Annotated in this window: 1 protein-coding gene; it reads left to right on the plus strand. The window is 64.2% G+C overall.

The features are described 5' to 3' along the window. Positions 1-40 precede the first annotated feature (40 nt). Positions 41-1,177: an FAD-binding oxidoreductase gene (locus JV201_RS24155; protein ID WP_219406130.1), complete on the plus strand. Its 1,137-nt coding sequence runs from the start codon at positions 41-43 to the stop codon at positions 1,175-1,177. Positions 1,178-1,200: the final 23 nt, after the last annotated feature.

Consider the following 1,200-nt stretch of genomic DNA (forward strand, 5'->3'; position numbering starts at 1 on the left):
GCACATTTGGTTTCTGCGCTTTCAAATCCAGGAGGAACACATGAACCAGGCCGACTACCTCATCATCGGCGGTGGCATCGCTGGCGCATCCGCCGGCTACTGGCTGTCACACCATGCCCGCGTCATCGTGCTGGAGCGCGAGTCGATGCCGGGTTACCACTCCACCGGCCGCTCCGCCGCCCTGTACATCGCCGCCTATGGCACGCCCCAGGTTCGCGCACTGACGCTGGGCAGCCGCGCCTTCTTCGATAACCCGCCAGCAGGCTTTGCCGAACACCCGCTGCTCACCCCTCGCGGTGAATTGCTGGTGGACTTGATCGGCGATCCCGATGAGTTGCAGCGCCACTACCTGAGCGCCAAAGCCCTGGTGCCGGAAACGCGACTGCTCGACGTCGAGGAGTCGATGGCCATGATGCCGATCCTGCGCCGGGAAAAAGTCCATGGCGGGATCTACGACCCGACCGTCTGCGACATCGATACCGATGCGCTCTATCAGGGCTACTTACGTGGAATTCGGCGCAATGGCGGTGAGATCCACACCGACAGCGACGTGCAGAAACTGACCCGTGACGCTCAAGGACTGTGGCAGGTGCGCACCGCACAACAGCACTTCAGCGCCCCGGTGCTCATCAACGCCGCCGGGGCCTGGGCCGATCACATCGGTGAGTTGGCCGGTGCACAGAAAATCGGCCTGCAACCCAAACGCCGCAGCGCGTTCGTCTTCGCCCCGCCTGCCGAGCTGAACATCCATGCATGGCCGGAGCTGGCCGCCCTCGACGGCTCGTTCTATATGAAACCCGACGCCGGCATGTTCCTCGGCTCACCGGCCAATGCCGACCCGGTAGAGCCCCACGATGTGCAACCGGAAGAGCTGGACATTGCCACGGGCATCTATCACATCGAAGAAGCCACCACCCTGAGCATCCGCCGGCCTGCGCGGACCTGGGCCGGGTTGCGCAGTTTCGTCAGCGATGGTGATCTGGTCTGCGGGTTCGATCCACAAGTGGAGGGCCTGTTCTGGATTGCGGCTCAGGGCGGCTACGGGATCCAGACGTCTCCGGCGATGGGCCAAGCCAGTGCGGCGCTGGTGCGCGGGAAGCCGTTGCCGGATGAATTGGCGGCGTTCGGGTTGAGCGAAGCGATGCTGTCGCCCCACCGGCTGCAAGCCTCGACCTAACCCCTGTGGCGAGGGAGCTTGCT

This window comes from Pseudomonas sp. Colony2 (genome assembly GCF_019382755.1).
Classification (GTDB): domain Bacteria; phylum Pseudomonadota; class Gammaproteobacteria; order Pseudomonadales; family Pseudomonadaceae; genus Aquipseudomonas.